This window comes from Bartonella sp. AP7XZML (assembly GCF_042195745.1).
GTDB lineage: Bacteria > Pseudomonadota > Alphaproteobacteria > Rhizobiales > Rhizobiaceae > Bartonella.
In genome coordinates this window covers 1-1,361 of the sequence record NZ_JBHIOT010000048.1, presented here as the reverse complement: position 1 = coordinate 1,361, position 1,361 = coordinate 1, and the positions used below count along the sequence as shown (strand labels likewise).

The window sequence follows — 1,361 nt, the reverse complement described above, 5'->3', positions numbered from 1 at the left end:
GGCAATAATATCACCCTATCAGAAAGCTATGATACCTCTAACGCAAAAGAAAAGCATGAAAAGTCTTTTGCTGGTGTGACAACTTCCGTTGATATCGGTGTCCTTGGCACGGTACAAGGACTAAAAGATGCCGCAGATCACATGAATAATAAGGATGGTAACAATACAGTTATTAATGGCATACTGACTGGCATGAAAATCAGTCATCTTTATAGTAAAGGCAAAACCTTTGTTAATTGGCTGACTGGCAATACGGGGGAAAAGGGGAACGTAACCAAAGGACTGAGTAGCTCATTAGGAGGATTGGGGGGCTCCACCAAGGATGCTCTTGCCAATATGGCTGGTGCATCTGGCAGTGTAACCGTGGGCTTTAAAACTGAGAAAACAGAAGCCTCTTCTCAAGTCTCCACAGCGGTGACAGATAGCATAGAAGGCGGACGCGCTGTTAACATGCATGCCCACGAAGGCAGCATTCATGGTGTTGGCGCTGATGTTATCGCTGGTACCAATCCAATCTATGTGCTGGAAAATGATGCACAGAGCGGAAAGATCACCATGGAAGCAGGTAAAGATATCATCTTTGAAAGTGCACAAAACACGCAAAGCACACAAAACAGCAGTGAAAGTTCTTCAATGAGTGTTGGCACCGGTTATGGCACGGGTGGCGCAGGGGCAACGGGTAGTGCTGCTTTTAGTCAAGGGGAAGGTTCCAGTGAGGAAGTTCAACACAAAAACAGCCATATTATAGGCACCGGCACCGTTCATACCACGAGTGGGGCAAACACCACATTGGCAGGCGCTGTGGTTTCTGGAGAGCGTGTAGAAATGGAAGTAGGGGGTGATTTCGCCATTACCAGCCGCAGTGATACGGGACAAACTTCCAGCAAGCAAAACTCTGTTTCTGTTGGGTTTGGTGCTGGACAAACGGGTGGTGGGGGCTCCATGAGCGCCTCTTTCCAAAAGGATAAATCCTCCAGCGATTATCATAGTGTTGTGGAACAATCAGGCATCAAAGCGGGTGATGGCGGCTTTAATATCATAGTTAAAGACAAAACAACGCTGACCGGAGGCATCATTGCCAGCACCGCGCCGGCAGATAAAAACAGCCTGACCACAGGAAGCATTAGCACCAGTGATATCAGCAACAGTGCGCATGCTAAAGCCAGCAGCCATGGGTTTAGCATTTCTGGGAATGACACGATAAAAAACATTGCCAAGAATGTTTTAAATCACGGCAAAGCCAAGGATGCAGCAGAAGGGGAAACCAAATCTGCTATCAGCGATGGGACTATCATCCTTACTGATACAACTGGACAGAGGGCGATGGGGCAAGATGCTGGACAAATCATTGGCTCTCTCAA

General features: G+C 47.5%; 1 protein-coding gene. It reads left to right on the top strand.

Translation table 11 applies throughout. The annotated features are described in order from the left end of the window. A partial coding sequence (locus tag ACFILT_RS03575) for a hemagglutinin repeat-containing protein (protein ID WP_375679594.1) occupies positions 1-1,361 on the top strand: 1,361 nt, incomplete at both ends.